The sequence below is a fragment of the Actinocorallia lasiicapitis genome (assembly GCF_054778695.1).
The window spans coordinates 1-1,400 of record NZ_BAAGZI010000714.1; the positions used below are offsets into that span (position 1 = coordinate 1).

A 1,400-nucleotide genomic window follows, 5' to 3' on the forward strand; every position below is an offset into this window, starting at 1 on the left:
GGCCGCGCTGGTCGCGCCCGGGCGCGTCCCGGACGGCGACGCGGTGCGGGAGCTGTGCGCCGCGCTGGAGGGCATCCCGCTGGCGATCGAGCTGGCCGCGGCGATGACCCGCGTGCTCTCCGTCGAGCAGGTCAGGGAGCGGCTGACCGACCGGTTCCAGGTGCTGCGCGGCGGTTCGCGCAACGGCCCCGGGCGGCAGCGCACCCTCTGGGAGACCGTCGACTGGTCGTACCAGACCCTCGGCGCCGGCGCCCGCGCCCTGCTGAGCCGGCTCACCGTCTTCTCCGGCGGCTGGACCCTGGAGATGGCCGAAGCCGTCTGCACGGACGTCCCGGACGTGCTCGGCGCGACCACGGAACTGGCCGACAAGTCCCTCATCGCCCTCGACGGCCGGGTCGGCGGCCTGGTCAGGTTCCGGATGCTCGACACCGTCCGCGACTTCGCGCACGCCCATCTGCCGGAGGAGGCGATGGAGGCGCTGCGCCACCGCCATCTCGACCACATGGTGAGCCTGCACGCGACGGGCGGCCGGATGATCTCGCTGCAGGATCCGGACATGCGGCGGCACTACCACCTCATCGAGGGCACCCTGCCGAACCTGTTCGCGGCGCTGTCGTTCGCCGCCGAGCACGGCCGTGCCGACGCCGGGCTGCGGATCCTCACCGACATGCGGTTCGCGATCGTCGCGCACGGCCTGTTCGAGCCGTACCGGTCGGCGCTGGACCGGCTGCTGGCCGCCGGTGACGTCCCCGGCTGGCTGCGGGGGCGTGCGCTGGCGCTGCGCGGGCTAATGTGCCTGTACTGCGGCGACGTCGAGGACGCGAAGGCCGACTGCGCGACGGCGATCGAGCTGTCGCAGGGCCCGGAGGGGTATGTCGGGCAGACCGTCGCGGCGTCGCTGGCCGGGCTGCTGCACGTGCCGGGCGCGCTCGCGCCGGAGGAGGCCAAGGTGCTGGCCGACGCGCACGGCGACGTCGCGCTCCGGCTCTGGACCACGCTCGCCCAGGCGCAGGCGGCGCAGCTCACGGGCCGCGGCCGTGAGGCCCACGACCGGTACCGGGAGGCGCTGGCGCGGGTGGCGCCGGAGAACCACTGGCCGATCGGGCTGGCCCTCATCGGGCTGGCCGAGCTGGCGGAGGCGCGCGGCGACCTGCCGGGCGCGCTGGAGCACTACGAGGACGCGCGCCGCCATCTGTTCGACATCGACTATGTGACCGAGACGCGCGGTGAGATGGTCCGGTGCCTGCTCGGGCTGGGCCGGGTCAGCCTGCGGATCGGCGACACGGCGTCGGCGGGGCCGCTGCTGCGCGACAGCCTGGAGCGCTGCCGCGGTCTGGGGATGCGGTCGTACGCGGGTGAGCTGGTCGCGACGCTGGCGCGGTTCGCGGCGCTGGCGGGCG

1 protein-coding gene is annotated in these 1,400 nt (G+C 74.9%); it reads left to right on the plus strand.

Annotated elements, in window-relative coordinates; translation table 11 throughout:
* On the plus strand, window positions 1-1,400 hold a 1,400-nt coding region (locus tag ACYVE7_RS34045), incomplete at both ends, for an ATP-binding protein (protein WP_460370701.1).